Origin of the sequence: Nocardia sp. CA-135953, from assembly GCF_050955735.1 — a bacterium.
In the GTDB taxonomy this organism is placed as follows: domain Bacteria; phylum Actinomycetota; class Actinomycetes; order Mycobacteriales; family Mycobacteriaceae; genus Nocardia.
Genome location: NZ_CP192082.1, coordinates 5,283,587 through 5,305,891 on the forward strand (window position 1 = coordinate 5,283,587; position 22,305 = coordinate 5,305,891).

The following is a 22,305-nucleotide window of genomic DNA, read 5'->3' on the forward strand; positions in this document are numbered from 1 at the left end:
CGGTTTGTGTCGCGTCGGCGCACACTCGCTCGCATCGCCGAAGGTATGGACCGCCGAAGTCGGCGTGTCGGTGGTTCGTGGCATAGTTCGAGCACGATGAAACTCAGTAAAGGGGCCAATGCGGCGGTGCCGACTTCCCTTCTTGCCGTGGTTGTTTCATGGCGGTCGGGGCATACGGTGGATGCGCACGCGCTGTTGCTGGCGGAGGCGGGGACGGTGCGCACAGATCGGGATCTGGTGTTCTTCAATGCACCCCGACATATGTCGCAGGCGGTGACGCTCGATCAAGAGCCGACACCCGGCACGGCGCGCCTGAGCGTGTCGCTACCGCGCACCGAATCGGATGTGGCGCGGATCGTGGTCACCGGATCGATCGACGACGGCACCTTCGGCGATATCGCGGATCTGACCCTCACCATCGAGGCCGCGCACGGGCCGATCGCCCGGTTCGAGATCACCGATCCCGACGCGGTCTCCGCGATGATGTTCGGCGAGTTCTACCGCCGCGACGGCCAGTGGCGCTTCCGTGCGATCGGCCAGGGTTGGGACAGTGGGCTCCCCGGTCTCGTCACCGAATTCGGCGTCACCATCGACGGCCCGGACGAGCCGACACCCGATCGCTCCCGCGCGGCACACGCGAATCGGCTACCCACTTTTCCAGTGCAGCAACGTGTCTCGACTGGCACGGCGCTGGCCGGATCACCCGGTCCTCAGCAGCTCGACACCGCGTCCTGGGAGCAGGACGGCACACACGCAGACCCGAATGGGCAGTATGATCGCCCCGACGAAGCACCGGCCCGACCACGGACGCTCGGCGCGCACCGCGGAGATCAGGCCGGCCACCGCACCGCCGCCACCGGCCCCCGAGACCGAGCCGACCATCGCGCCGACTTGGCCGACGACCGGCCTGCCCGGCCGCTACCGGGCAGGCCGGTCGACCTTCAGCGCCAGCGGCACGAGGTCGAACCGCCGACACCAGCACCGCCGAATCCCGAACGCGCGGACTGGCATTCGGATCCCGAGAATCCCTCGCGGCTGCGTTGGTGGGATGGGGCCGAATGGACCAGTGCCACATACGAACGGCGCCGACCTGGCCCACGCAGCTGTGAGCGATGCGGAAATCCCCGGCGCCGCAAGCTGTTCGGCGGGCTCGCGCCGTGTCAGAGCTGCGCGCATGAAATCGAGGAATTCCTGACCCACTGGCATACCCAGGCCTGGCGGGCGCTGACCGCGGCCGGACCGCGCGGTGCGGAGTGGAATGCGTTGTGGGCGTCGTTGCGGTATCAGCGAATCGATGCGGGCCTGGGCCGGGCGGCGCTGCGGGATGTGGCGCTCAACTATGTCGAGCGACTGGTCGCGTTCGCATTCGCCGATGGCGAGATCGAGCAGTCCGAGTTCGAGGCGTTCGAGTACGCGATCGAAGAGCTGGCGCTCGGCGGACCGCTGGTCGAGGATCTGCGCGGACGGATGCATCGCGGGCGCACCCTATCGCGGTTGCGCGGCGGGGATCTACCGGTGGTGCGCACGCCCGGCCTGCATCTGGATCCGGAGGAGAAGGTGCACGTGGATCTGCCCGCCGTGCACATCCGCCTGCTCGCCAAGGGCCCGAAACTCACCGATGGCAGGCTGATCGCCAGCAATAAGAAGCTGCGGTTCGTCGGTACCGATACCGGCACCGAATTGCCGTGGAACCGGGTGGTGTCGGTGCATGTCGAGCAGCGTTCGGTGGTCGTCGCGGCGACCTCGTCCCGCGGTGGCGCCATCTTCGACGTCGATGATGCGGATTACGTCGCGGCCGCGCTGGAGGGTGCGCTGCGGGTCGCCAAACGCCTGGTGCTGACGCCCGGGCAGCGCGACACGCGCAGCATCCCGCAGGAGGTCAAGGCCGAGGTGTGGCAACGTGACGGCGGCAAATGCGTCGAATGCGGCGACGGTCACTACCTCGAATTCGATCACATCATCCCGCTCAGCCGCGGTGGCGCGACGAGCGCGACCAATCTGCAGATCCTCTGCCGCGCCTGCAACCGCGCCAAGGGTGCGCGAATCTGATGCGGATACCGCACGCAATCACGCACCGGAACACCGATGTGGCGAACAATGCATATGCGAAGAAGCACGTTGAGCGGTCCGGCGTGTCACCGTAGCGTCCAATACCGAACAGAGCCGTTTGGGAGGATCAATGCAGGTAGCGGTAATCGGCGGAACCGGGGTACTGGGAGCCGGGGTAGTACGAGAGCTGAGCGCACGCGGACATCGGGTCCGCGTGGTGAGCCGAACCGCTCCGGCGGATCGAACCCTGGAGCACCGGTCCGCGGATCTCGCCACCGGCTCCGGCCTGGAATCCGCACTGGAGGGCTGCGACACCGTCGTCGACGCGGTGAGCGCCCGCAGCCGGACCCGATCGGTCATGGTGGACGGCGTGCGCCGACTACTGACGGCCGAAAAGCAGGCGGGCATCGGCCATCACGTCGAAATCTCCATCGTCGGTTGCGATCTCGTTCCCTTCGGCTACTACAACACGAAGGTGGACCAGGAACAGGTGGTCACTACCGGTGAGATTCCCTGGACACTGTTGCGCGCCAGCCAATTCCACGAACTCGTCACCGATATCCTGGCCTTGTCGGCGCGCTGGCGGCTCGCACCGCGCTCGACGGCGAAGGTACAGCCGATCGACGTCGACGCCGTCGCGGCAAGGCTCGCCGACGCGGTGGACAACGGTCCGGCCGGGCGCATCCCGGATATCGCCGGACCCACCGTGCACACCCTCACCGAACTGGCCGATATCTACCGCGAACACATCGGCCGCAAGCTGCTCCCGCTGCCCGTACCCATCCCGGGGCGCGCCGGACGTGCCCTGCGGTCGGGCGCTCTCTGCCTGCACGGAAACGGCGACGCGATCGGCATCGGCTACGCCGAATGGCTGTCTCGCCGAATCACTCGCTGATCAACCCGGCCGTGCGCCCGAGATCGGCCAGCATCGCCTCGAACAGGATCTCCGGATTCGACAGCGGGATCGGATAATTCCCGAACACCTCGAGCGTGACGTGCCCGTAGAGCCGGGCCCAGATCTGGATCATCAGATACGTCACGCCGAGGTCGAGCTTTTCGGCCGGAAATTTCTGTCCGGACTCCGAAAGCGCTGCCAGCAGCTCGGTTTGAAACAGCACGAGGTCATCGCGCAGCTCCGCCGGAATCACATCGGTCGGTGGCGTCACGACATCGTAGGTCGCCAGCAGTCGCCCGGCTGCGGCGAGGAAGATCCGGCCGAACGGTTCGTCGAACCGGCGCAGCATGCGCGCGCGGCCCGCGCCCGGCGAGGCGAACACCAGGGTGAATTCCCTGGTGTGCGCCAGCGCCCAGCGCCGAAACCCCTTGCAGATAGCGAAGAACTGCACCGCGCCGTCGTCGGGCAGCGTCGCGATCTGCTCGGACAACTCGGCGGCGAGGTCCGCACAGAACTCCAGGCGCAGATTTTCGAGCAGGTCCTCGCGCGAGTTGTAGTACCGGTACAGCGCGGGCGCGGTAATGCCGAGTTCGCGCGCGATCGCCCGCAGCGTGACCGCATCGGGCCCGTGCTCGACCAGCAGAGCGCGGGCCACCCGCCGGATATCCGCATCCGAAACCACCGGTGCCCGCCCCCGCGGCTTGGCGCTGTTCATGAAAGAATTCAAGCGTATTCGACTTCCCAGCGCTTGATGCCGTTCAACCAACCCGAGCGCAACCGCACCGGATCGGAGACCTGACGCAGGTTCGGCATCACATCGGCAATGGCGTTGAACATCAGATCGATCTGTAGCCGGGCCAGGTTGGCGCCGACGCAGTAGTGCGTGCCGGTGCCGCCGAATCCGACGTGCGGGTTGGGGTTGCGCAGCACATCGAAGGTGAACGGATTCTCGAATCCGTCCTCGTCGAAATCGGCCGAGCTGTAGAACAGCCCGAGGCGCTGTCCCTTCTTGATCTCCTGGCCGCCGACCTCGGTGTCCTGGGTGGCGGTGCGCTGAAAGGCGGTCACCGGGGTGGCCCAGCGCACGATCTCATCGGGCGCGGTGCGCGGGCGCTGCTGCTTGTAGAGCTCCCACTGCTCCGGATTGTCGACGAAGGCCTTCATGCCGTGGGTGATCGAGTTGCGGGTGGTCTCGTTGCCCGCGACCGACAGCAGGATCACGAAGAACGCGAATTCGTCCGAGCCCAGGTTCTCGCCGTTGATATCGGCATTGATCAACTGGGTGACGATGTCGTCGGCCGGGCATTTGCGCCGCTCCTCGGCCATATTCCAGGCGTAGCCCATGACCTCGGCGGTGGCGGTGTGGTGATTGCCGTCGAACTCCGGATCGTCATAGGAGATCATCTGGTTGGTCCAGTCGAACAGCTTCTTGCGGTCGTTCTGCGGCACTCCGAGCAGTTCGGCGATGGCCTGCAGCGGCAGTTCGCAGGCGACCTGTTCGACGAAGTCGCCGCGACCGGTCTGCTTGGCCTCGTGCACAATTCGAGCCGCACGCTCGGTGAGCGCCGCGCGCAGGCTCTCCACCGCGCGCGGGGTGAAGCCCTTGGCGATGATGCGGCGGGTCTTGGTGTGCTGCGGCGGATCCTGATTCAGCATCAGCATATTGCCGAGCATGTCGATCTGCTCGCGGGTGGTTTCCTCGTTGAACCGGATGATCGCGGTGTTCTCGTGCGAGGAGAACACCTCCGGATTCTTCGAGATCTCCTTGATGTGGTCGAGCTTGGAGATGACCCAGTAGCCGCCGTCATCGAAGCCGCTGGCCCGGCCGGACTGCGCGCACCACCAGACCGGGGCGGTCCGGCGCAGCTCGGCGAATTCCTGGATGGGCAGGCGGGTGGACAGCAGATCTGGGTCGGTGAAGTCGAATCCCGCGGGAATCGACGGCGTGGTCACGGTCACGGCTATCTCCTACCGGTCTGACTTGGGCTGCCAGCGGTGCCGGCGGGGCGGGCAAGAACTGTGTGGACACGTTCCGAAGCCGATAAAACCACACAACCCGTGTTTTGTGAATAGTGTTTAGTAAACCCCGTTAACTTCAGTGGCGATAGCCTAGAGGTGCCGCACTGGACCTGGGACGGCGACGACTGACCGCCGCCTATCCCGTCACACGCGCGACCAGAGCAAATAGCAAAAACGGCACGGTCGCGCTGACATCGGCCGTCTGATCCTCAGGTGTGCCGCGGGTATGTGCCGCGACCGCGAAAGTCTGGCCGAACGATGCCGAGGCCACCTCCAGCGGCCCGCTGTCGGACCAGCCCCACTTGCTGCCCTGGACGCCGGGCAGCCGTGCGGTCCCCCAGTCCTGTGCGGTGCCGTCGGCCGCCTGTTCGCCCGCCGCGGCCATCCAGCCGAAGATCGGCGACCAGGGCTCGGTGCGCTTCTTGGTCGCCAGGAAGTTGGCCACATCCGCGGTGCTGGTGTACGACATGCCCCAGGCCGGGCCCGATTTGGTAGCGGTCAGGCCGTACTCCGCCGCAATGGCGTCGAGCGCCTGCGGATACTTCGCGCCGAGTTCGTCGGCCGCGGAGTCGTCGGAATAGCGGATCATCCGCTCCGCCAACGCCAGATCCGTAGCCGACCCATCGCCGTGATGCAGCGCGTAGTCGACCATATAGAGCTTTACCAGCGACAATCCGGTGCGCATCTCGTGTTCGTTGCTGGTGCCCCACTGGACGCCGGGCAGCACCGAACGGAAGGAGAACGCGGTTCGCGACGGCACACCGTCCTCATCACCCACCTCGGCGGCGGCGACGGGCGCGGCGAATACCAGCATCGCAGCGGCGGCGACCGAGATCGGGAAAGCCAAGCGGCCCATAGTTTCTCGCTCCTATCGCAGTACGGTCAGGACGACGCCCGACAAGACGACCGGCTCAGCAGAGACATCGAGCGTTCGTACATCTCCTTCATCCGACTCGGTTCAGACTCGGCGGTTGCCAGTGACCATCGAGCGCCCGCTGCTCGGGCACATACAGCCGAAGCGCGAGCCGAAAGGTGCCGGTTTCCGGTATCGGCAGCCAATTGCCGTATGGCACATCACTTCCCGGGTCCGCCGCCTGGACGGCGAGTTCAAGCGAGCCGTCCGGCAGCGGCACAACCGGACGCTGATGACCGACCGAGAAGATGCCCGCCGGATTGGGCACCAGAAAGCGCTCCGCGGTGTAGGCGGTCAGCGACCAGAAGGCTCGCGCGGGCGGCGTCTGGCCCGAGGGAAAATGCAGTCGGTACGAGCGCGGCGCACCCTGCTCACCCGCATTCGCACTGATCTCCGGATAGACGGTGTCTTCCGGCAGATTCGCACCGAGTGCGGTCCACGCGGTCGAGGCACGCAGTGAGTAATCGGTGCCGTAGGTGCCGAGGTTCGTCGCGAAACCCCAGCCGTTCTCTCGTCTCGCTTTGGGATTGGCATAGTCCGGGATGCGCATCTGGCCCGCCGCCACCGCGGCGTTGAGGTCGGCGACCGGCGCAGCGCCGACCGTGCCGCCCGGCCGGATGCCGATCTTCGAAAACCGCTCCAGCGCGGGGGCATCGTCGCGGGCGGGCGGGTTCGTGAGCATAAGTGTGCAGAGCCGGTCGAAGAAGGCACGCCCGTCCATCCGCGCAACCTGCTGGGGCGGTGCGATCGGGGCGGCCATAACGGGATTGATCACCGGGTTCGGCCGTTCACCACGCAACCAGGCGCTCAGCGGTGCGAGCAGCACTTGCTGCTGCACGCTCTCCGCGGCGGCGAAATCGGCCTGGCCGCGCAGCTCGATGCGACCGATCAACCACGCGGTCGCGGTGGGCATCGCCAATCTGGTCAGGTTATCCGGCAGCGCACCAGACCAATTCGGGCCGGTGATCACGTAGCCGTACGGCGGGTCCTGACCGGCGCGCACCCGTGGTGCGACACTGCTGGGGTTGTGGGTGGTGTTGGTCCAAGCGTCCATGATCTGCATGAGCCAGTACCGGTCGCCGTCCATCGGCGGAACCTGTAGCACCACCGGTTCGGCACCCACATCGAGCCAGGCTGTGGCATACAGGGTGTCGATATTCGGCATGACCACCGTATTCATCGCGGGATTCACGGAACTGACGGCCCAGATCTGGTTGGCGGGCACGGCAGCGGTATTCGACTGCAGCGTGACATCCATCAGCACCAGCGGATATCCATAGATATAGGCGTCGGTAGCGATCGAACGCGGATCATTCGGCGGCGCACTGCCAGAACTCGCCACATTATCGGAATTCGTCGATTTGCCGCACGCGACCAGGCCCGCGCCCGTAACGGCACCGGCCAGCAGCACAGATCGCCGCGACATACTCATGCCTTCTCCCTACTTTCCCGATCAGGTCGGACAACTTCGAGAGAGATCAGCGGGAGTATAGCCACATATTTGCCGTAATTCGGGCAAGCGGCGACGCGGCCGGGTTTTCGCCGGTCAGCCGGTGCCGAGAATCGAATTCATAATCGTGCCCGCACTGGTGGCGACGACACCGCCGATCATGGCTCCCGCCACCATCTTCGGAGATTGCATCGCACCGCCGCTCCATTTCTCCCAGGCGAACCGGCCGCCCGCATAGATGATGCTGATTATTCCGGACAGCAGGGCAAACCAGGTCAGATAGCGCACCATCTGCAGCAGTTTGTCCGATAGCGGCGGAGCTTGCGGCGTCGGATTCTGGATCTGCGCCGACGTCGCATAGGCATCGCCGATCGACATCAGATAGATGTTCATCGTCTACTCCTCGACTATCACGCCCTTTCCATGATCCGCACATCGAGTGGTCTCGCAAGCGTGCAGGCATCGTGACTGCACGGTCGCCGAGAAACCGATACCATCTGTCGGAGAGCGCGTTAACCCCCTGTCCCGCATCCAGAATGAGCAACACGAGATGATCCTGGCCACCGTTTACGACACTTGGGCACAGATCGGCAATCCCACTCCCGAGGCCCCTCCGGTGTCCGACAAGATTCTTCAACTGGTCCGCTACTTCACCTGGTTCGTGCTGCTCGCAGGCATAGTCGCCATCATCTACGCAGGTGGCCGCTTCGCCTGGGAGAAGTGGAGCGGCGGCGGTCTGGAATCCCCGAAGATGGTGGCCGGAGCCATGATCGGCGGTGTCGTCGCCACCAGTGCGGGCACCATCATGAACGCCGTCATCGGCTGAGTCCGCGACTTCGACTGCGGACCGGCACGATTCAGCGCAGGATGCCAGCCAGCCCGGCCGCGCGCAGCCAGTCCGGGAATTCGCCCAGCAACCGGGCGTACAGCTGCGCGTCGTCCACTTGGTCGATGTCGTCGAGGGCGAAGAAGCCCGCATTGTCCACGACCCGGTCCGACATTTCGTCGAGAGTGCGCAGCAGGCCGTAGTTGGCTCTACCGAGGCCGACGAACTGCCAGAAAGCGGGCAGTCGGGACGCATCGCGCATGAGTGCGGCGATCTCACGCTTCTTCGCGAAGCCGCCGTCGGTGAAGAACAGCACCAGGGTCGGCGCATCGCCGGGCCGCAGCGAGGCGATGATGTCACGCATGATCGGCAGTTCGTCGTTGCGACCGCCGATCCTGGCGTAGTCGATGCCCTGGTGAGTGCCGGTGAGGTGCAAGAAGGTCTGGGCCCATGCCTCGCCGTGCTCGACAGTGATATCGGGCAGTTTCGCGAAGGACAGCGCGTAGAGGTATGCCTCCAGGGCACCGTCCTCGTCGAGCTGGGTCGCCACCGGGATCATCCGCTGCACAACGCGGTGCACGACCTGTTTGCTGTATTGCCTGCTCATGCTGAGGGTTTTGTCGATGACCAGGATGACGCGGGCGCGAATTCCGAAGGCGTTCTTGTTGATCAGGACCTTGGCGACTTCGCGTTTGCGCAGGTCCAGTACAGCGCGCTTCTCGAAGGAGAGTCTGGCTTCGCCCGGGACGGTGCGGACCTCCGCAGCGGCGGGAGCAGTGATCGGCACGGGCTCGTCGTCGACGCTTACGCCGTGATCGGTAATCAGTGCGGCGAATCCGCCCGCATAACCCTGCCCGACCGCGCGGACCTTCCACTCGGATTTACGCCGATATAATTCCAGTGCGATGACGACGGACTCGCTGTCGAGTCCATCGATTACATACTCGTAGAGCGCATTTCCGAATCCGTCGGCAACGGTCGCAATCGGCGGCGCAAATTGCCCGAAGGTTGCCCCGGATTCGTCCAATGTGATTACCACACGTATTTGGGCGATATCGGCGGGCACGTGGGCCGCGGAAACAATCAGCGCCGCAGGCGTTCCCGACCGCAACTCGACACCGGGCGCCTGGGGCTGATTGAAGAAGACGAAATCGGCGTCGGTGCGAACGCGGCCCGCTTCGGTCACCAGTAGTGCCGAGACATCGGCCGCGGCGATGGATCGCACCGAGACAACGACATTCGATGCCGCGAGCGGACCGTTCTGTCCCTTGACGAGTGATATGCCCACTGCGAACTCCTTGCAGTACCCGATCGAACCCGTACAGATCAGGCGTCTCACAAACCCCTGAGCAGTGTCAATACATCCAACGCCGTTTCGACGGAATCGTCGAGCAGCCGGATCTCCGCCGCGGTCGCGTCGTGCAGTCCGGGGTCCTCCAGCGCCAGGCCATTGCCGTAGATCACCACGTTGTAGCCGATATCGGCGGCCCGCAGCAGCGGACCGGTCGCCACGCCCGCACCGAGCAGCAGGTCCAGACCCTCGCCGACGAAATAGAACCGCCACAGCGGACCGAGATCGCCGTTGTAGATCTCCTTGGTCCGGTCGATGATCACCTGTCCGGAGGCCGCGATCGCGTCGACGATCTCGAAGTAGTCGGGCGCGTTCTCCGGCTTACTCTCGACCGTCGCTACGGAATGCGCGAGATCCACGCTCAAATGCGCGTTGTAGCCCGCCATGGCGACACGGGCGGGCGATACCTCACACCGGCGAGCGAGCTCGAAATACCGCGCCCACTGCGGCTCGACCGGCGCGCCGGTGAACGCCGCGTGCACATTGACCAGGAACCGCCGCAGCAATTCCAAGCTGATCGCGTGCGCGTACGCCGGATCCAGGAAAGCACTCGGATCGCGCTGCAACGGCATTACCGCCGACTGCTCCACACCGTCGAGCCCGAGCGGAAACAGCCCGCGTCGATCTCGGTGCGCGACCAGGATTTCGGTGATCTCCCGGTGGCGCGCTACCGCGGTCTCCAAGCGCTGCAACGCATCTCCGATCAACGTGCTGGTATCGGAGAGTCGAGCGATGGTATCGAGTTCGTCCGCCGACAGCGGTGTGCCACAGAACGCCGGGGCAACCGGCTCCGCGATGGCCATCGGCGTCGACCCGACGCTCATCGTGAATATCGCGGCGATCAGTCCGAGGACGGCCGCTCGCAAAGATGCTCGCACCGCCGAAGTCTAAGGGCCATTCAGGTTTCCGCCGACCAGTGACACGTCGACCCACGAATTCGCGGTCACCGTAGTGGACGGGCAATCACCACACCTCAGCGCTTCGAGCGGGACCAGCCGAAGGTCAGTGCCACGGCGCGTTTCCAGTTGTCGAATTCGTCCTGCGACTCGGCTGGGATGCCGCGAGCGCGGACCGCGAAATCACCCGCTACCGCGAGCGGGTCGAGGCCGAACTGGCAGCCAAGGCCGCCGACGACGAGTCGGCCAATGTGGCCCGATTGGTCGCCGTGGCCTGATCCGAGTCGATTCGGCCCGGTGCGCCCGCACCGGGCCGAATCGGCTCGACAAAAATGGGTTCATCCGAAAGGCGGACTGTTCCGAATGTAGGTAAGTAATCATCGATGTTCGGAATGAGGTAATCCATGGGTAAACATCGACCCACACGTCCGGTTCGTCTCATCCGTCGACGGACAGCCACACTGGTTTTGGCCAGTGCGCTTCCCCTGTCCGCCGCCCTGATCAGCACCACACCTGCTAGCGCCGAGTCGCAACCACTCGGCACCGCGACGCCCTCGTGGACTCCATATGGCCTGGCGCTCATCGCCGATCCATCGGCTCCGGTCGACGACCCCGCCGTATTCGCGGCCTTGCCGCTGCGCGACGCCACCGCATCGGTGGCCGAGCCGGACGCCACGGTGCCGGGCAGTCCGAACGCGGCACAGCCGGAACAAGTCCCGCAGGCCACCAATCACATCCGTGTCGGCAATATCCAGGTCGATCGCCCGGACTTTCTGCCGCCCGAACTGGCCACCCAGATCAATGACGCTTCGGCAGGCACCGAATCCGCGCTGTCCCAAGGCCTGCAGTCGGCAGGCGTCGAACGCGCGCGTTCCGACCAAATCGCCAGTGCTGTAGTGGGTGACGCGGTCGTAGGGGCGTCGGTGGGCTCCACCCTGGCGAGTCCGCTCGCCGCCACCAGTGCCGTCGTGGGCGCGGGCGCAGGTCTCATCGCCGGGATCCCATTCCTCCCAGCGGGCTTGGTGGTCGTCCCCATTATCGGCGCGGCCATCGGCTACGCGGTGATCGCCGTCCCGGCCGCCGCGGCCGGCGCCGCCGCGGGCGCGGCGGTCGGAGTTGTCCACGGTGCCGTCACCCCGATACCAACCGAGGAGCAACCGACGATCTCATGACGCGCGGCGCGCGGCGATTGTCGGAGATGACCGTTGCCGCAGCTACTCGGATCGATCGAGTCGGGGTGCCGCCGCGCGGCACCCCGACCACGATCTAGTCCAGAAAAACCGGCAGCGCCCGATGTCCGTTCGAAATGAAACTGCCGACCGGCGCCAATTCCGCCGGATCCACGGCCAAGCGCATATTCGGGAAGCGCTCGAAGATGGCCGGGAGAGCGATCGTCGCCTCCAGTCGCGCGAGCGGGGCGCCGATGCAGTGGTGTGCACCGTGCCCGAAGGACAGATGTTCCTTGTTGACCCGGTACAGGTCGAACGTCGCGGCGGTCGCTCCGTGCAGGTTCGGATCGCGGCCCGCGGCGGCGTAGGACGCCAGAATCGCCTCGCCCTTGGGAATTCGGATCTCACCGAGCTCGATATCCTCGGCCGCATAGCGCAATGGCAGGTGCGCGACCGGCGCCTCGTAGCGCAGCGTCTCCTCCACCAGATCCGACCACGGCACCCGCCCCTCGACCAGATCGGCGTGCTGCTCGGGATGGGTGAGCAGGATGAAGATCGCCTGATCGAGCAGATTGACCGTGGTCTCGTGACCGGCATTGATGACCAGCATCAGCGTGTCGACGAGCTCCTTCTCGCTCAGCTGCGAGCCGTCGTCCTCGTCGCGGGCGGCGATGAGGACGCTGGTGACATCGTCGCCCGGGGTCTCGCGCCGGTAGGCCACGAGTTCGCTGACGAGGCGGTACATCTCGAGGTAGTTGGCCTGCGCTTCCTCGGGGCCGAACGAGGTATCGAAGAAACCGTCGACACATGTGCGCAGACCGGGTCCGAGATGTTCGGGCACACCCATCATTTCGGTGATGATCTCGATCGGCACCGGATAGGCGTAACCCTCGCGCAGATCGGCCACCTCGCCCTTCGGAGTGGCCGCGAGCGCATTCAGCAGACCCTCGGTGATCGCCTCGATCCGCGGGCGCAACGCCGTGGTGCGACGGTGCGTGAACGCGGGCGAGACCAGCTTGCGCAGGCGGCGATGGTCCGTGCCGTACGCGGTGAACATATTGTCGACCGCGATCCACGGAAGCAGCGGCCACTCCTCGGTGATCTCGCCATTGATGAACGAAGACCAATGCTGCCGTGCGTCTTTCGATACTCGCGGATCGGCGAGCAGAGCCTTGAGCACGGCGGCATCGGTCACCGACCACGCGGGCACGCCGCCGGGCAGCGCGACCAGCGCGACCGGTCCGCGCTCCCGGATCCGCTCGTTCTCGCCTTGGATATCGGCGCCGGTCAGATCCAGGACCAGCGGTTCATGCTCCATCGTTTATCTCCTTCAGTAAACGGGCAGCGGAGGGGACTGAGGAAAAGCGACCGGCAGCGCGTACTGGGTGACCAGGTCGACCTCGCCTGCCTCACAGAAGGTGTTGATCACCGGGATGGCGATCTGCTCGACCGTCGAATGCAGTTCGTGCAGATCGATTCCGTCGATGCTGCCGGTGTAAGCCTGCCGGTAGCGAGCATGCGCCGCCCCGGCATTGCGTAATGCGTTCGGGTACCACATCATCATCGGCTTGACGGGTGAGTCGTCGGGAACCGTCTGTTCCCAATGCCGCGGATCCGCCGGAAAGTGTTCCGGATCATAGAGGATTCGCACCGCGGTCTGATACCCGACCACCAGGGTGGCGGGCACGCCAGGCGCCAACTCCATCGGCACCAGCGACCCGTACTGACTGCGAGCCTCCCGATAGGCCCGATGCGGATCGGCGGCGAACTCCGGCGTGTGCAACAGCACTCGGGGCTCATCTGGATCGAGCGGTGAGCCGTGCAGGGCGGGGCAAACTCCGGTCGCGGTGGCGTGAATTGACGATGGCGTAGTCAAGGGCGTGACTCCAGACGTTGGATCAGCAAGAAGGCCAGGATCAATGGAAGCACCGCGGCGATAACACAGCCTGCGGCCACAGCACTCAGTTCAGCCCTCCTCGCGACGCCGACCGTATGTGACCCCGGCCATGAGGTCCGCGTCGAGAACTCGGACCCTGGCCAGGCAACCACAGTCGACTGCGGTCACCCCACAGTCCCTGCAGGACAAGCGATTTCGGCGCGCAATCACTGGACGCCCCACCAGCCGCCCAGAACTCGACGACCCGGCCCACGTTATCAGTATCCGGAAGAACGCTCTCCAGATCCGACCGCAATGCCCGCATACCCCGAGCAACCGGCAAATATGTTGAGCTGCTATTGATTCACGTCTCTGATCGAAGGTCGGCTCGCAGCGCAGTCCTCGGGGGTTTACGCACTCCTCAAATGCTCGCTCGAGCCGGTGCGCGACGACGGGAGGAGTGGAGTTTACGCAGGTAGATGTGCGTGACGGCGGAGCGGTGGACGGGGCTTTCTGGGTGTGACGGAGATGCCGCGCCTGCGGCTCACAGAATGTGCCACGTGATCCGGGCATCGGCGCGTAACGCCTCGACCCGTCGCAAGACCTCGGCGGCAGCGGTAGAGCCTGGAGCCGACTTGCGGGCGTTGGTGGTGATCATGCGTAGTTCCCGAAGATCTCGCAACCATGCATAGCCCGACCATTCCCGGATATCGAGCCCATACCGTTGACAGAATTGCGTGTACTCATCAAGCGGATGATCGAAGCGTCGACAGTGAACTTCGATCGTGACGAGGTCCCATTCTGGCGGGCCGATTGCAGCGCTTTCCCAGTCGCACAGTACGGCTCGTCCGGATTGCTGATCCCATAGCGCGTTGCGATGATGCGCGTCGCCGTGGATCACCCCGGAGGACAGCTCATATCGGATCTCGGGTGCCTGCCGGGCCAGTTCTTCTCGTCGGGCGTGCAGCAACGTACGGTCGTCGGCCGACAGGATGGGACTGGTGTCGATCGAGTTACCGATTGCGACGAGCGTATGTCGAATTTGCTGGTCTGGCAGTTGGATCGGTGGTTTGGTCGGGCGTGAATGAAGCTTGGCCAGCGGCTCTGCAAGGTCGGCTGCGCTGACGATTCCGTTTTGGTCGAGATAACGCCAGAAGGTGACTGGACAGCCCGCGATCTGGAGAGGTTGATCGGTGTCGATCAGAGACACGGTCGGCACCGATTCCCGCTCGAGCCATCGCACAAGCCCGACGACGTCGATGTGCTCGTTGTGATCGGGTCTGCTGATCTTTACCACGACTGGCGAACTCGCGAGCGCATAAACGGCGTTGGTGTGGTGGCGAAGCAATGTTGCGCCGCTTGTGTCCAATCCGGCTATACGGCAAGAGGATTCGAGGACAGCTCGTGTCCGGGTGGGGGTGAAGTCGGACTCAGTGAGACGAGTGGGTTCGATGCCTCCCCGTGTCATTGTGCAGTCTCGGCACTGACGAGTTCGCGCAGGGAACTGGCTGCGCTGAGCTGTCGGCTCCCTGCGGGTAGGGCTTCGAGAACATCGGTGGCACGGGTGACGACGATGCGCGTCCGGTGCTCGTTCGGCAGTCGTTGCAGGACGTGCGCCGCCAATTGGCAACCGTCGTTTCCCGAGCCGCCCATGGCGTAGCCGACTGCGGCGTCGAGTTGGATCAACGCTGGGTCGATGACTACCGACGTTGGTTGGTAGAGCTTCAGCGCCTCGTCTTGAACGCGGCGAGCTCGAGCGATGCGCCCCATGTACGTCAGTGTTCCAGACATGTAGAGCAGCAGCCGCTTGGCGTTGAACCGGAATGCCTCGTCGCTGCTGTTGCTCGCTAAAGCGTCGGTGAGTCGTTGTGCCTTGGTCATCGCTTGTTCGGCACCGTAATCGTCTCCGATGCGGGCCAAGGCCCGCGCCTCGGCTGCCGCAGCAAGGGCAGTCTCGTCGCATGCGATATTCGGCAATAGCGCCTGCGCTGCCTGGGCCAGTGCAACGGTCTTGTCGATGTCGCCGTAGTAGTACGGCAACATTGCGTGCTGAGCACGAACTCGGGCGCGCAGTCTCAGGTTGGGGCTGTCATCTGCCGCGAGGCGCGCGGTGCCGTACCAGTAGTTCGCGCGCCCGATCTCGCCGAGTTTCATCAACGCGTCGGCAGTCAGCAAACCCAGTACCGCAGATGCCTCGGACAGGCGGGCTTGGATGGCTGCGGGTTGCCGTTCAGTGGCGAGCGTTTGTATTTCGAGCAGGTCCGGCGCAATATCGGCCAGCGCTGAGGCGGGCGGGGTAGTTGTGTATTCCAGCACATGATCGGAGACGCGCTCCTCGATCAACTCGACGCGCGCCGAGGTAACGGTGCATTTCGACAGGGTCTGGTCGACCACGACACGAACGTTGTCGAGAGCGGAGAGAAGATCGGCCTCGCCCGGCAGAGTGGGGACGGCTTGGATGATGCTCGGCAAGGCTGGTGCGGTCGGGAGGCGGCCAGCCTGCGACAAGGCAGCTTCGAAACGCTGTCGCTGGGCCTCGTCCAGTTTTCGGTATTCATCCTCGAGTAGGCGTTTGCTGCTCGGATTCAGCTGCGCGTGTGGACCTTTCGATTCCCAGTTTCGGATCGTTCGCGGTGCGCAACCGATCTTGCGTGCGAACTCATCGACGCCGTACAACGTCGCCTCGCGTAGGCACGCCACTTCGACACCCGTCCACACGAGACCGATCATCAGCTGCTCCCGAATATGTCAGTGAATCGTGGTGCCAGGCTACCCAGGGCGCAGGTGGGTGATCAGAAAATGCCGTGAGAATGCCGGTCCTATGCCTTATTGCTTCCAACATTCCAGCGCAGGCTGTGATCCAGTACCCGGCACGGGCAGACGGCGTTCCCCTCATCGGGCACCGACTCGAATTGCCGCCCGTTTGTTCGCGCCTGCCTGGCGTCGGGTGCTTACCAATGAGTCAGCAGGGAGGCGCGGGATGAGTTGGTCCGACGAGGACGGCGATGACGACAATACTGCGGCAGGTCTTCTACCAGCGGGCGGTGTCGCCATGAACGCTGAGGATTACCCGCATCGCGTTCCATTCGTCGGGCCGCCAGCAATGTATGTCGGCGCACCGGCCGATGTAGTCGAGCGCTTCGCGGGTGCCGTCCGAGAGTGGGCGGGCCAACCCGCGTTCGCTGAGTCGTCTCGGTGCCGGGGTGTCGACTCCCCCAGCACCGGGCGAACCAACACTAACCGCGACGATAAGAGGGCCTAATCCAATGGACCACAACACCTTTGGCGACACCCCGCTGTCGCGCTGCCACTTCTACCGGCGGGTGTCTGATCTGCCTGCGACCGTCGATCCGCCGCATCTGGGCCGCATTGTCATGAAGGCCGATCATGTGTGGGCGCTTATGCTTCCGGCAGACCTCGGACAATCGGTAAAAGTCCGTATGCAGCATCATGATTGGGATACTGGTCCGATTCTGTCGCATCCGCGCTCGAACCGGTGGACATACTTGGTCAGGCCGGACATCCCTGATGATGTCCGCTTGTTCGCGGAGATGTTCCGGTTGAATGTGTCGGTGGTGCGGACCGGTGGCACCGTCGCTTTGCCGTCGCCAGCCGACACGGGCGCGCAGTTCCGGCGCTGGATCGAACCGCCCCGGTGCACGTTCCGGCCGTCCGGGCTTGTGGTGGTCGATGCGATCCGCGCGTGTTCAGGACCGTATCGACCCGTGCGGAGGTGGGCCGCTCATGTCTGCATGTGATTGCGGGCCGTGGATCAAGCTGTCGATGTGCGGGATTGGGAGCTTCAACGGCGCGACCGGGGAGTTGGAGTCGGTGCAGTGCCCGTCGCGGTTCTGCATGACCATGGCACCGCTGGTCGACGGGAAGATCGGCGACCATTACGGCATCACGGACATGCTGTCACCGTTGCCGTGTCCGTGGATCGGGGTGCGGGTTGTGAACGACGTTGACGACTTCACGCCCGACGACTCGGCATCGGTCCCGCTGCCACAGGAGCAGCGGCCATGACTGCAAATACATTGGCTCCCAAGGCAATCGGTGTGCTGTCCCTCGATGTGACCGGCCCGCACCTGTTGCGGGGTGAACGGGTGATCACCGAGTTGGCGCAGCGTCGCGGCTACACCCTGACGGGGTTGGTCACCATCGGCGATGACACGTTCATGCCGACCGCGCTCATCGTGGGCACAGCGCGCAGCAAGGGGGCGGTAGTGGTTATCGCGCCGAGCATGGCCCATTTCAGTAGTCGTGTTCGGGCTATCGCTGTGGCGTGTGACCTGATCACGCCTCACAGATTCGTTGCTTGCACGGGCACCGACCGATCACGGAGCCCGCGCCATGAGTGAACAGAATTCGCCACTACCAGGTGATCCCGATGTCCACCTGTCAGTTTTCCTGCACGGTGCGCGGTTCGACTTCACGGCGTGTCTCACCGCCGCGTTGATCTTCGTGCACGAGCACCAGGCGCGGCATTTCGCCGATGCCGTCACAGTCGACCTGGGCGACACCAGCGGCTACCAGCGCCTTCCATGCGAACGGCTTTACCTGTCACCGTGAGATGAAACACTGACACCGATACGGGCCGCGACGAGAAGACCGGAGGCATCAGCGTGGGGAATGATGAACAGCTGGGTATGGATTTCGAAGTCGAACAGACCGAGTGGGGTAAGTGGGTCGACCCGGACCGGCGAGCAGCGCAGGTCCGCAAGTTCCTGGACTATGCCGGGTTGCAGCGCATTCCATCGAAGCCGTGGCCGGAAGACTCGGCGGAGGTAAAACGGCTCAATCCCATTGTTGCGGGCCTCTTCCCGGATATGGCTACCGCTATGGCCCCTGAGAACGCCGACATGGCTGATGCGTTCATTTGCTTCATCGGGGAATGTTTCATCAAGTTCGCTGGCGCGAAATGGGTCGAGTTCAAATGGTTCGGTCGCGAGAAATCGTTTTACGACCACGTCAATCCAGCCCTGCTGATGGACACCTACGACGAAGACGCGGATACGGTGTTCGGGTTGATGCGTCGAATGATCAACTATCACCCTGAAGTCGATGACGGCATGTTCTCCCACTTCGCGTCGGCGTTGCGTGAATACGCGACCTATCACGAGGAAAAGCGTCGCGAGGAGATCTCGTCCGCCATGTGACGGTTCGCCGCACGAACCATTAATTACGACGTTCCACACCTCGGGGGGTGGGTTCTGTTAGGCCGGATGGGTACTACAAAGACCGCGACAACATCGACAACAACACGCGCGGAAGGATATTCGAGAACGGGGCCGAAAGCTTCTTCCGTGATCGTGACAACGGGTATGTACAGCAGTCGCGCGGGTACGAAACAGACTCGGGCCGAACCGAGTTCGACAAGATAAGGGAACGCGACGGCGAGACTCACACCATCGAAGAGAAGTCGGGGAGAGTCGACAGTAAGAAAGACGTCAAGCAGCTGGAAGTCGTCCGAGACATCCTCGGAGAGGACGAGAATCACAACCATATACTGCGGACTGTCGAAGGCGAGTTCATTTCGAAAGATGTACAGGTACTGATCAGAGAACTCGAAGAACGATTTCCGGACCAGTTCACGCACCAGATCATCGCGCGAGATGATGCACGCGAGATTTGGGCGCGGGGACTGGAAAGGGAACCGGCTCCGCAACTTGAATTGCCCGGTGTCGGTGAGCAGGCGCGCCTGCAAAAGCAACGCCAGCGCGATGCGCGGCAGCTAGAGAAAGAGCGTCAGGAGCGGGAGAGAGCGGAGAAACCGACCCAGAGCAGAGCGGTCGAACGAGAACCCGCAGACGCACACGCCCGAGAAAACGACCCGGGCAAAGCGAAACCACCCACTGTCGCCAGAGAACGCATCGATCCCGCGCCGAAGGCACGAGAGGTCCGCGAGCGTGAGGAAGCGCAAGCGCGGGAGGTGGTCGACAGTGTGGGCGGCTACCTCAGCGATGCGCGGAAAGATCAAGTTCTGGCCGCGCGGAGGGACGAGCGAGACAACGAACGCAAAGGCGTAGTCCTCGAGATCAAACCCACCCGCGGCCACGAGCCCCCGGCACCGCCACCCCCACCGCAGCGAACCCCGGAGCACGAACGCGACGACGCCTTGGCGCGAGCGATACAGGAACGCGACAACGCGCGAGCGCTGGCGAAAGAGAATGGGCTATCGCCGCAGATGATGGGCATCCTGGGACTCAACAGCAGCGATCCACCCAAGATGATCGATGCCGCCCAGGCCCGAGCACACGCCGAGTCCGAACGGGACCGGTCGATACACCAGCAACGCGAACGTGAACGAGCCGAACGTGAACGCGAAGGCCGAGTTCGCGGCGAGCAGTAAGTAACCCACTACGTGACTTTCCGACATTCGAACTGTGGAACGCGATCGATGCGGGAAGGAATTATCTAATATATTCGGTGAATCGTTTATCATCCTTGTCGACTACGCGCGACGAATCCATACGACGATAGCCATCCGGCGTCCAAACGTCCCGCTCGTGACGCCAACCTTTTTCCGGTGTCTCGCCCCTTTGATGCGCCATTCCGTGATGGAAATGTTTAGCGTCTTTCCGACGTTGATCGTCGTAGTCGGACAAGGTTCAACCCGCCCCCGTAGGTCAAAGACTATCGAACAAACCCGGCAGTCAGCCGAGCACATGCCTCACATAGTTGAGATCATCGTGACCGGCCCACTCCAATATTTCGACCACGAAGGCTGTCTCGGCTTCGTTGCCGGGTTCCTGCACTGCCGGGCCGAATCCCTGATACAGGCCGCCTGAAGCGTGAGGGTGATTATACCACTGCATACCGCGACGATGTACGTAGCATTCACCGATCCAACGGACGAATTGATCAGCGATATCAGACTTTTCAGGATCTGTCACGGAGGCCTCGTCGGGAAAGAACTCGCTGAAAGCTGCTGCAACCCGATCTATTGCGGCGTCCGACCATATCGGTTCCGGCAAACCTGGAATAGCCTCGGTGGCGAATTTCTCCAGCTGTGCATCCATTTGTCGGAACCAGTGAACCCATTCCGGTGGCCCGGGTGGCGTCGGTGTTTTGACCTTGGCCAGGTCAACATCGCCAAAATCCATTCCGATCTGGTCCCCGCCGCCCATGCCGTTCTCCCTTTCGGTTCGTCCAAGAATTCCGTTGGCGCTCTTGCGATTCGCAACCCGCAGATCAGTGTCTCATCTCACGGTGGGAGGTACAGCCGCTCATTCGGGAGGCGCTGAAGGCCGGTGGTGTCGCCGGGGAGCACGTTTACCGCGTCGACGTAGTGACGCGCGCGATGCTCTTCGATGAACGTTCGTGCAGCGGTCACACATGCGGCGAAGTCCATCCGCACCCCGTGCACGAACACGCTCAGGTGCACATCGGGAAGGTCTGGTCGCGGGGAAGCCTGTTCACTCATGACGGCTCCGCAATCGGTCGGCGCTGGTACAGGCTACGAACTTGGTAGGCGTGATCAGGTCACACGCCAATGCGATAGCCCGGACGCGGCTGCTGAAGTGGGCCATGCTCGGCGCGATAACCGCCGCCGCTCCCTTTCCGCGTGCCGTCCCCACAATGAGAGCTGTCGGCATGGACGTGTCATCACCGACGGTGACCAACCCAGCCAGGGCGTAGCCGCGTCGCTGCGCCAACTCGGCGATCACTCGTTCGTCCCGCAACCGGTGCGGGCCACTGACATCAAGCGATAGAACACCAATTGCCTTGGGAGCAAATGTATTTGTGTTCATGGCTGTTTCTCCTGCATCGGCGGAACCGGTGTGGAGTCATCGGGCATCAAGGCGTCAACGTCATTCACAACCCGAACCCCGATCCATGGACACGGCAACGGTGACAGCAGGTCCGTGATGCCGTAATGATCGCCGATCTTCCCGTCGACCAGCGGCGCCATGGTCATGCAGAACCGGGACGGACACTGTACCGACTCCAACTCGCCGGTCTTGCCGTTGAAGCTCCCAATCCCACACATCGACAACTTGATCCAGGGCGCGCAGCCACACTCACACATGAGCCGTCCACCTCCGCACGGGCCGGTAGGGACTCGAGCAAGCACGTATCGTGTCGACCACCGCAAGTCCGGAGGGACGGAATGTGCAGCGGGGCGGTTCGATCCACCGCCGGAACTGCGCGCCTTGGTCGGCCGGCGACGGCAACGCGACGGTGCCACCGGTTCGCACTACCGAGACATCGAGGCGGTACAACTCGGCGAACAACCGGACGTCATCGGGGATGTCCGGCCGTATCAAGAATGTCCACCTGTTCCGGCGTGGATGAGATGACACCGGGCCAAGGTCCGAACCCTGTTGCTGCATATGGATTTTCACGGATTGGCCGAGGTGTGCGGGCATGGTCAACGCTCCGACATGTTCGACCTTCATCACGATTCGGCCGAGTTGAGGCGGGTCGATGTTCGCGGGCAGATCACACACCCGCCGGTAAAAAGTGCAGCGGGACACCGGAGTGTCGCCGAAAGGTATGTGGTTCATGGGGTTACAGCCTCTTGGTCGCGTTGCTCGGTACGATTCGGCTCGGTCGTAGCCCACTCGCGTAGGGCGTCTGCGAAACGCTCGACCACGTCGGCGGGGAAGTCGACAGCAACGAGGGCGGGCGGACCGACGAGCGGTGTCCGGCGCGGTAGTTGTTGTTCCGGGTTCAACATCGTGACCCTTTCGCGTTCGCTTCCTTGCGCAATTCGATTCGTGTGCACTCGACGCTGGAGGTTTTCGGCACCGCCATCGACGCTGCCGGGTCCAGGTGCCTGGACGAGGGTCCGGTATCGCTCGGCGTCGAGTGCTCTGTCAGACTCCGCCCTGGCGCGATGGTCTGGGAACGCCGAG

23 protein-coding genes are annotated in these 22,305 nt (G+C 63.7%); 10 read left to right on the top strand and 13 right to left on the bottom strand.

Annotation, left to right across the window (positions count from 1 at the left end; all coding sequences use genetic code 11):
• Nucleotides 1-96 precede the first annotated feature (96 nt).
• Nucleotides 97-2,049 carry a TerD family protein gene (locus tag ACQPXH_RS24265; protein ID WP_433598795.1) on the top strand — a complete coding sequence of 651 codons (1,953 nt, stop codon included), beginning with the start codon at nucleotides 97-99 and terminating at the stop codon, nucleotides 2,047-2,049.
• A gap of 130 nt (nucleotides 2,050-2,179) precedes the next feature.
• Nucleotides 2,180-2,944 carry an SDR family oxidoreductase gene (locus ACQPXH_RS24270; protein WP_433598796.1) on the top strand — a complete coding sequence of 255 codons (765 nt, stop codon included), beginning with the start codon at nucleotides 2,180-2,182 and terminating at the stop codon, nucleotides 2,942-2,944.
• On the opposite strand, the gene ACQPXH_RS24275 is transcribed toward ACQPXH_RS24270, so the two are convergent.
• The 5 genes from ACQPXH_RS24275 to ACQPXH_RS24295 all read right to left on the bottom strand — a co-directional run bounded on the left by ACQPXH_RS24275 (nucleotide 2,934) and on the right by ACQPXH_RS24295 (nucleotide 7,719).
• Nucleotides 2,934-3,659: a TetR/AcrR family transcriptional regulator gene (locus tag ACQPXH_RS24275; RefSeq protein ID WP_433598797.1), complete on the bottom strand. Its 726-nt coding sequence runs from the start codon at nucleotides 3,657-3,659 to the stop codon at nucleotides 2,934-2,936. The two genes, ACQPXH_RS24270 and ACQPXH_RS24275, sit on opposite strands and share 11 nt — an antisense overlap.
• A gap of 8 nt (nucleotides 3,660-3,667) precedes the next feature.
• On the bottom strand, nucleotides 3,668-4,897 hold the full coding sequence (locus ACQPXH_RS24280; RefSeq protein ID WP_433603566.1) for a cytochrome P450: 1,230 nt from the start codon (nucleotides 4,895-4,897) through the stop codon (nucleotides 3,668-3,670).
• A gap of 202 nt (nucleotides 4,898-5,099) precedes the next feature.
• Nucleotides 5,100-5,819, bottom strand: coding sequence for a hypothetical protein (locus ACQPXH_RS24285; protein ID WP_433598798.1), 720 nt, complete (start codon nucleotides 5,817-5,819; stop codon nucleotides 5,100-5,102).
• A gap of 88 nt (nucleotides 5,820-5,907) precedes the next feature.
• Nucleotides 5,908-7,308 (bottom strand): DUF1254 domain-containing protein, encoded by a 1,401-nt coding sequence (locus ACQPXH_RS24290; RefSeq protein WP_433598799.1) that lies wholly within the window; start codon nucleotides 7,306-7,308, stop codon nucleotides 5,908-5,910.
• Nucleotides 7,309-7,422: 114 nt separating this feature from the next.
• Nucleotides 7,423-7,719, bottom strand: a complete 297-nt coding sequence (locus tag ACQPXH_RS24295; RefSeq protein WP_433598800.1) for a hypothetical protein — start codon at nucleotides 7,717-7,719, stop codon at nucleotides 7,423-7,425.
• A gap of 157 nt (nucleotides 7,720-7,876) precedes the next feature.
• Here ACQPXH_RS24295 and ACQPXH_RS24300 point away from each other — a divergent pair, with 157 nt between their 5' ends.
• Nucleotides 7,877-8,152: a hypothetical protein gene (locus ACQPXH_RS24300; protein ID WP_433598801.1), complete on the top strand. Its 276-nt coding sequence runs from the start codon at nucleotides 7,877-7,879 to the stop codon at nucleotides 8,150-8,152.
• A 31-nt stretch (nucleotides 8,153-8,183) separates the two neighbouring features.
• Here ACQPXH_RS24300 and ACQPXH_RS24305 read toward each other — a convergent pair whose 3' ends face one another.
• Both ACQPXH_RS24305 and ACQPXH_RS24310 read right to left on the bottom strand, forming a co-directional pair.
• On the bottom strand, nucleotides 8,184-9,440 hold the full coding sequence (locus ACQPXH_RS24305; protein ID WP_433598802.1) for a vWA domain-containing protein: 1,257 nt from the start codon (nucleotides 9,438-9,440) through the stop codon (nucleotides 8,184-8,186).
• 47 nt (nucleotides 9,441-9,487) lie between these two features.
• The gene (locus tag ACQPXH_RS24310; protein ID WP_433598803.1) at nucleotides 9,488-10,381 is read right to left on the bottom strand and encodes a DUF5995 family protein; all 894 of its coding nucleotides are present in this window, start codon (nucleotides 10,379-10,381) and stop codon (nucleotides 9,488-9,490) included.
• A 422-nt stretch (nucleotides 10,382-10,803) separates the two neighbouring features.
• Between ACQPXH_RS24310 and ACQPXH_RS24315 the strand changes: the two genes are divergently transcribed.
• The gene (locus ACQPXH_RS24315; RefSeq protein ID WP_433598804.1) at nucleotides 10,804-11,571 is read left to right on the top strand and encodes a hypothetical protein; all 768 of its coding nucleotides are present in this window, start codon (nucleotides 10,804-10,806) and stop codon (nucleotides 11,569-11,571) included.
• Nucleotides 11,572-11,665: 94 nt separating this feature from the next.
• Here ACQPXH_RS24315 and ACQPXH_RS24320 read toward each other — a convergent pair whose 3' ends face one another.
• The 4 genes from ACQPXH_RS24320 to ACQPXH_RS24335 form a co-directional block, all read right to left on the bottom strand.
• Nucleotides 11,666-12,886, bottom strand: coding sequence for a cytochrome P450 family protein (locus ACQPXH_RS24320; protein ID WP_433598805.1), 1,221 nt, complete (start codon nucleotides 12,884-12,886; stop codon nucleotides 11,666-11,668).
• 12 nt (nucleotides 12,887-12,898) lie between these two features.
• A complete protein-coding gene (locus tag ACQPXH_RS24325) occupies nucleotides 12,899-13,357 on the bottom strand; it encodes a hypothetical protein (protein WP_433598806.1) in 459 nt (152 codons plus the stop codon).
• A 631-nt stretch (nucleotides 13,358-13,988) separates the two neighbouring features.
• Nucleotides 13,989-14,813, bottom strand: coding sequence for a phosphotransferase family protein (locus ACQPXH_RS24330; RefSeq protein WP_433598807.1), 825 nt, complete (start codon nucleotides 14,811-14,813; stop codon nucleotides 13,989-13,991).
• A gap of 95 nt (nucleotides 14,814-14,908) precedes the next feature.
• Nucleotides 14,909-16,174: a hypothetical protein gene (locus ACQPXH_RS24335; RefSeq protein ID WP_433598808.1), complete on the bottom strand. Its 1,266-nt coding sequence runs from the start codon at nucleotides 16,172-16,174 to the stop codon at nucleotides 14,909-14,911.
• 536 nt (nucleotides 16,175-16,710) lie between these two features.
• Between ACQPXH_RS24335 and ACQPXH_RS24340 the strand changes: the two genes are divergently transcribed.
• From ACQPXH_RS24340 to ACQPXH_RS24365, 6 genes are read left to right on the top strand one after another with little or no spacing between them, the layout of a single operon-like run.
• Nucleotides 16,711-17,202, top strand: a complete 492-nt coding sequence (locus tag ACQPXH_RS24340) for a DNA-directed RNA polymerase subunit beta (RefSeq protein ID WP_433598809.1) — start codon at nucleotides 16,711-16,713, stop codon at nucleotides 17,200-17,202.
• Nucleotides 17,189-17,470 (top strand): hypothetical protein, encoded by a 282-nt coding sequence (locus ACQPXH_RS24345; protein ID WP_433598811.1) that lies wholly within the window; start codon nucleotides 17,189-17,191, stop codon nucleotides 17,468-17,470. The genes ACQPXH_RS24340 and ACQPXH_RS24345 overlap by 14 nt, the downstream gene beginning before the upstream one ends.
• Nucleotides 17,467-17,805, top strand: coding sequence for a hypothetical protein (locus tag ACQPXH_RS24350; protein ID WP_433598812.1), 339 nt, complete (start codon nucleotides 17,467-17,469; stop codon nucleotides 17,803-17,805). The genes ACQPXH_RS24345 and ACQPXH_RS24350 overlap by 4 nt, the downstream gene beginning before the upstream one ends.
• Entirely contained in the window at nucleotides 17,798-18,016 is a 219-nt protein-coding gene (locus ACQPXH_RS24355; protein WP_433598813.1) for a hypothetical protein, read from the top strand. The genes ACQPXH_RS24350 and ACQPXH_RS24355 overlap by 8 nt, the downstream gene beginning before the upstream one ends.
• A 53-nt stretch (nucleotides 18,017-18,069) precedes the next feature.
• On the top strand, nucleotides 18,070-18,603 hold the full coding sequence (locus ACQPXH_RS24360; protein WP_433598814.1) for a hypothetical protein: 534 nt from the start codon (nucleotides 18,070-18,072) through the stop codon (nucleotides 18,601-18,603).
• 47 nt (nucleotides 18,604-18,650) lie between these two features.
• Complete coding sequence (locus tag ACQPXH_RS24365; protein ID WP_433598815.1) at nucleotides 18,651-19,796, top strand: hypothetical protein; 1,146 nt, start codon at nucleotides 18,651-18,653, stop codon at nucleotides 19,794-19,796.
• A gap of 304 nt (nucleotides 19,797-20,100) precedes the next feature.
• On the opposite strand, the gene ACQPXH_RS24370 is transcribed toward ACQPXH_RS24365, so the two are convergent.
• Both ACQPXH_RS24370 and ACQPXH_RS24375 read right to left on the bottom strand, forming a co-directional pair.
• The gene (locus ACQPXH_RS24370) at nucleotides 20,101-20,574 is read right to left on the bottom strand and encodes a hypothetical protein (protein ID WP_433598816.1); all 474 of its coding nucleotides are present in this window, start codon (nucleotides 20,572-20,574) and stop codon (nucleotides 20,101-20,103) included.
• Between the two features lie 77 nt (nucleotides 20,575-20,651).
• The gene (locus ACQPXH_RS24375; protein ID WP_433598817.1) at nucleotides 20,652-20,870 is read right to left on the bottom strand and encodes a hypothetical protein; all 219 of its coding nucleotides are present in this window, start codon (nucleotides 20,868-20,870) and stop codon (nucleotides 20,652-20,654) included.
• Nucleotides 20,871-22,305 lie beyond the last annotated feature (1,435 nt).

What these genes read in the sequence shown, in the direction of transcription:
- ACQPXH_RS24275 (WP_433598797.1), bottom strand. Translation starts at nt 3,659, where the DNA reads ATGAACAGCGCCAAGCCGCGGGGGCGGGCACCGGTGGTTTCGGATGCG.
- ACQPXH_RS24335 (WP_433598808.1), bottom strand. Translation starts at nt 16,174, where the DNA reads ATGATCGGTCTCGTGTGGACGGGTGTCGAAGTGGCGTGCCTACGCGAG.
- ACQPXH_RS24285 (WP_433598798.1), bottom strand. Translation starts at nt 5,819, where the DNA reads ATGGGCCGCTTGGCTTTCCCGATCTCGGTCGCCGCCGCTGCGATGCTG.
- ACQPXH_RS24290 (WP_433598799.1), bottom strand. Translation starts at nt 7,308, where the DNA reads ATGAGTATGTCGCGGCGATCTGTGCTGCTGGCCGGTGCCGTTACGGGC.
- ACQPXH_RS24300 (WP_433598801.1), top strand. Translation starts at nt 7,877, where the DNA reads ATGATCCTGGCCACCGTTTACGACACTTGGGCACAGATCGGCAATCCC.
- ACQPXH_RS24265 (WP_433598795.1), top strand. Translation starts at nt 97, where the DNA reads ATGAAACTCAGTAAAGGGGCCAATGCGGCGGTGCCGACTTCCCTTCTT.
- ACQPXH_RS24370 (WP_433598816.1), bottom strand. Translation starts at nt 20,574, where the DNA reads ATGGGCGGCGGGGACCAGATCGGAATGGATTTTGGCGATGTTGACCTG.
- ACQPXH_RS24355 (WP_433598813.1), top strand. Translation starts at nt 17,798, where the DNA reads ATGAGTGAACAGAATTCGCCACTACCAGGTGATCCCGATGTCCACCTG.
- ACQPXH_RS24375 (WP_433598817.1), bottom strand. Translation starts at nt 20,870, where the DNA reads ATGAGTGAACAGGCTTCCCCGCGACCAGACCTTCCCGATGTGCACCTG.
- ACQPXH_RS24295 (WP_433598800.1), bottom strand. Translation starts at nt 7,719, where the DNA reads ATGAACATCTATCTGATGTCGATCGGCGATGCCTATGCGACGTCGGCG.
- ACQPXH_RS24345 (WP_433598811.1), top strand. Translation starts at nt 17,189, where the DNA reads ATGTCTGCATGTGATTGCGGGCCGTGGATCAAGCTGTCGATGTGCGGG.
- ACQPXH_RS24340 (WP_433598809.1), top strand. Translation starts at nt 16,711, where the DNA reads ATGGACCACAACACCTTTGGCGACACCCCGCTGTCGCGCTGCCACTTC.
- ACQPXH_RS24320 (WP_433598805.1), bottom strand. Translation starts at nt 12,886, where the DNA reads ATGGAGCATGAACCGCTGGTCCTGGATCTGACCGGCGCCGATATCCAA.
- ACQPXH_RS24270 (WP_433598796.1), top strand. Translation starts at nt 2,180, where the DNA reads ATGCAGGTAGCGGTAATCGGCGGAACCGGGGTACTGGGAGCCGGGGTA.
- ACQPXH_RS24315 (WP_433598804.1), top strand. Translation starts at nt 10,804, where the DNA reads ATGGGTAAACATCGACCCACACGTCCGGTTCGTCTCATCCGTCGACGG.
- ACQPXH_RS24350 (WP_433598812.1), top strand. Translation starts at nt 17,467, where the DNA reads ATGACTGCAAATACATTGGCTCCCAAGGCAATCGGTGTGCTGTCCCTC.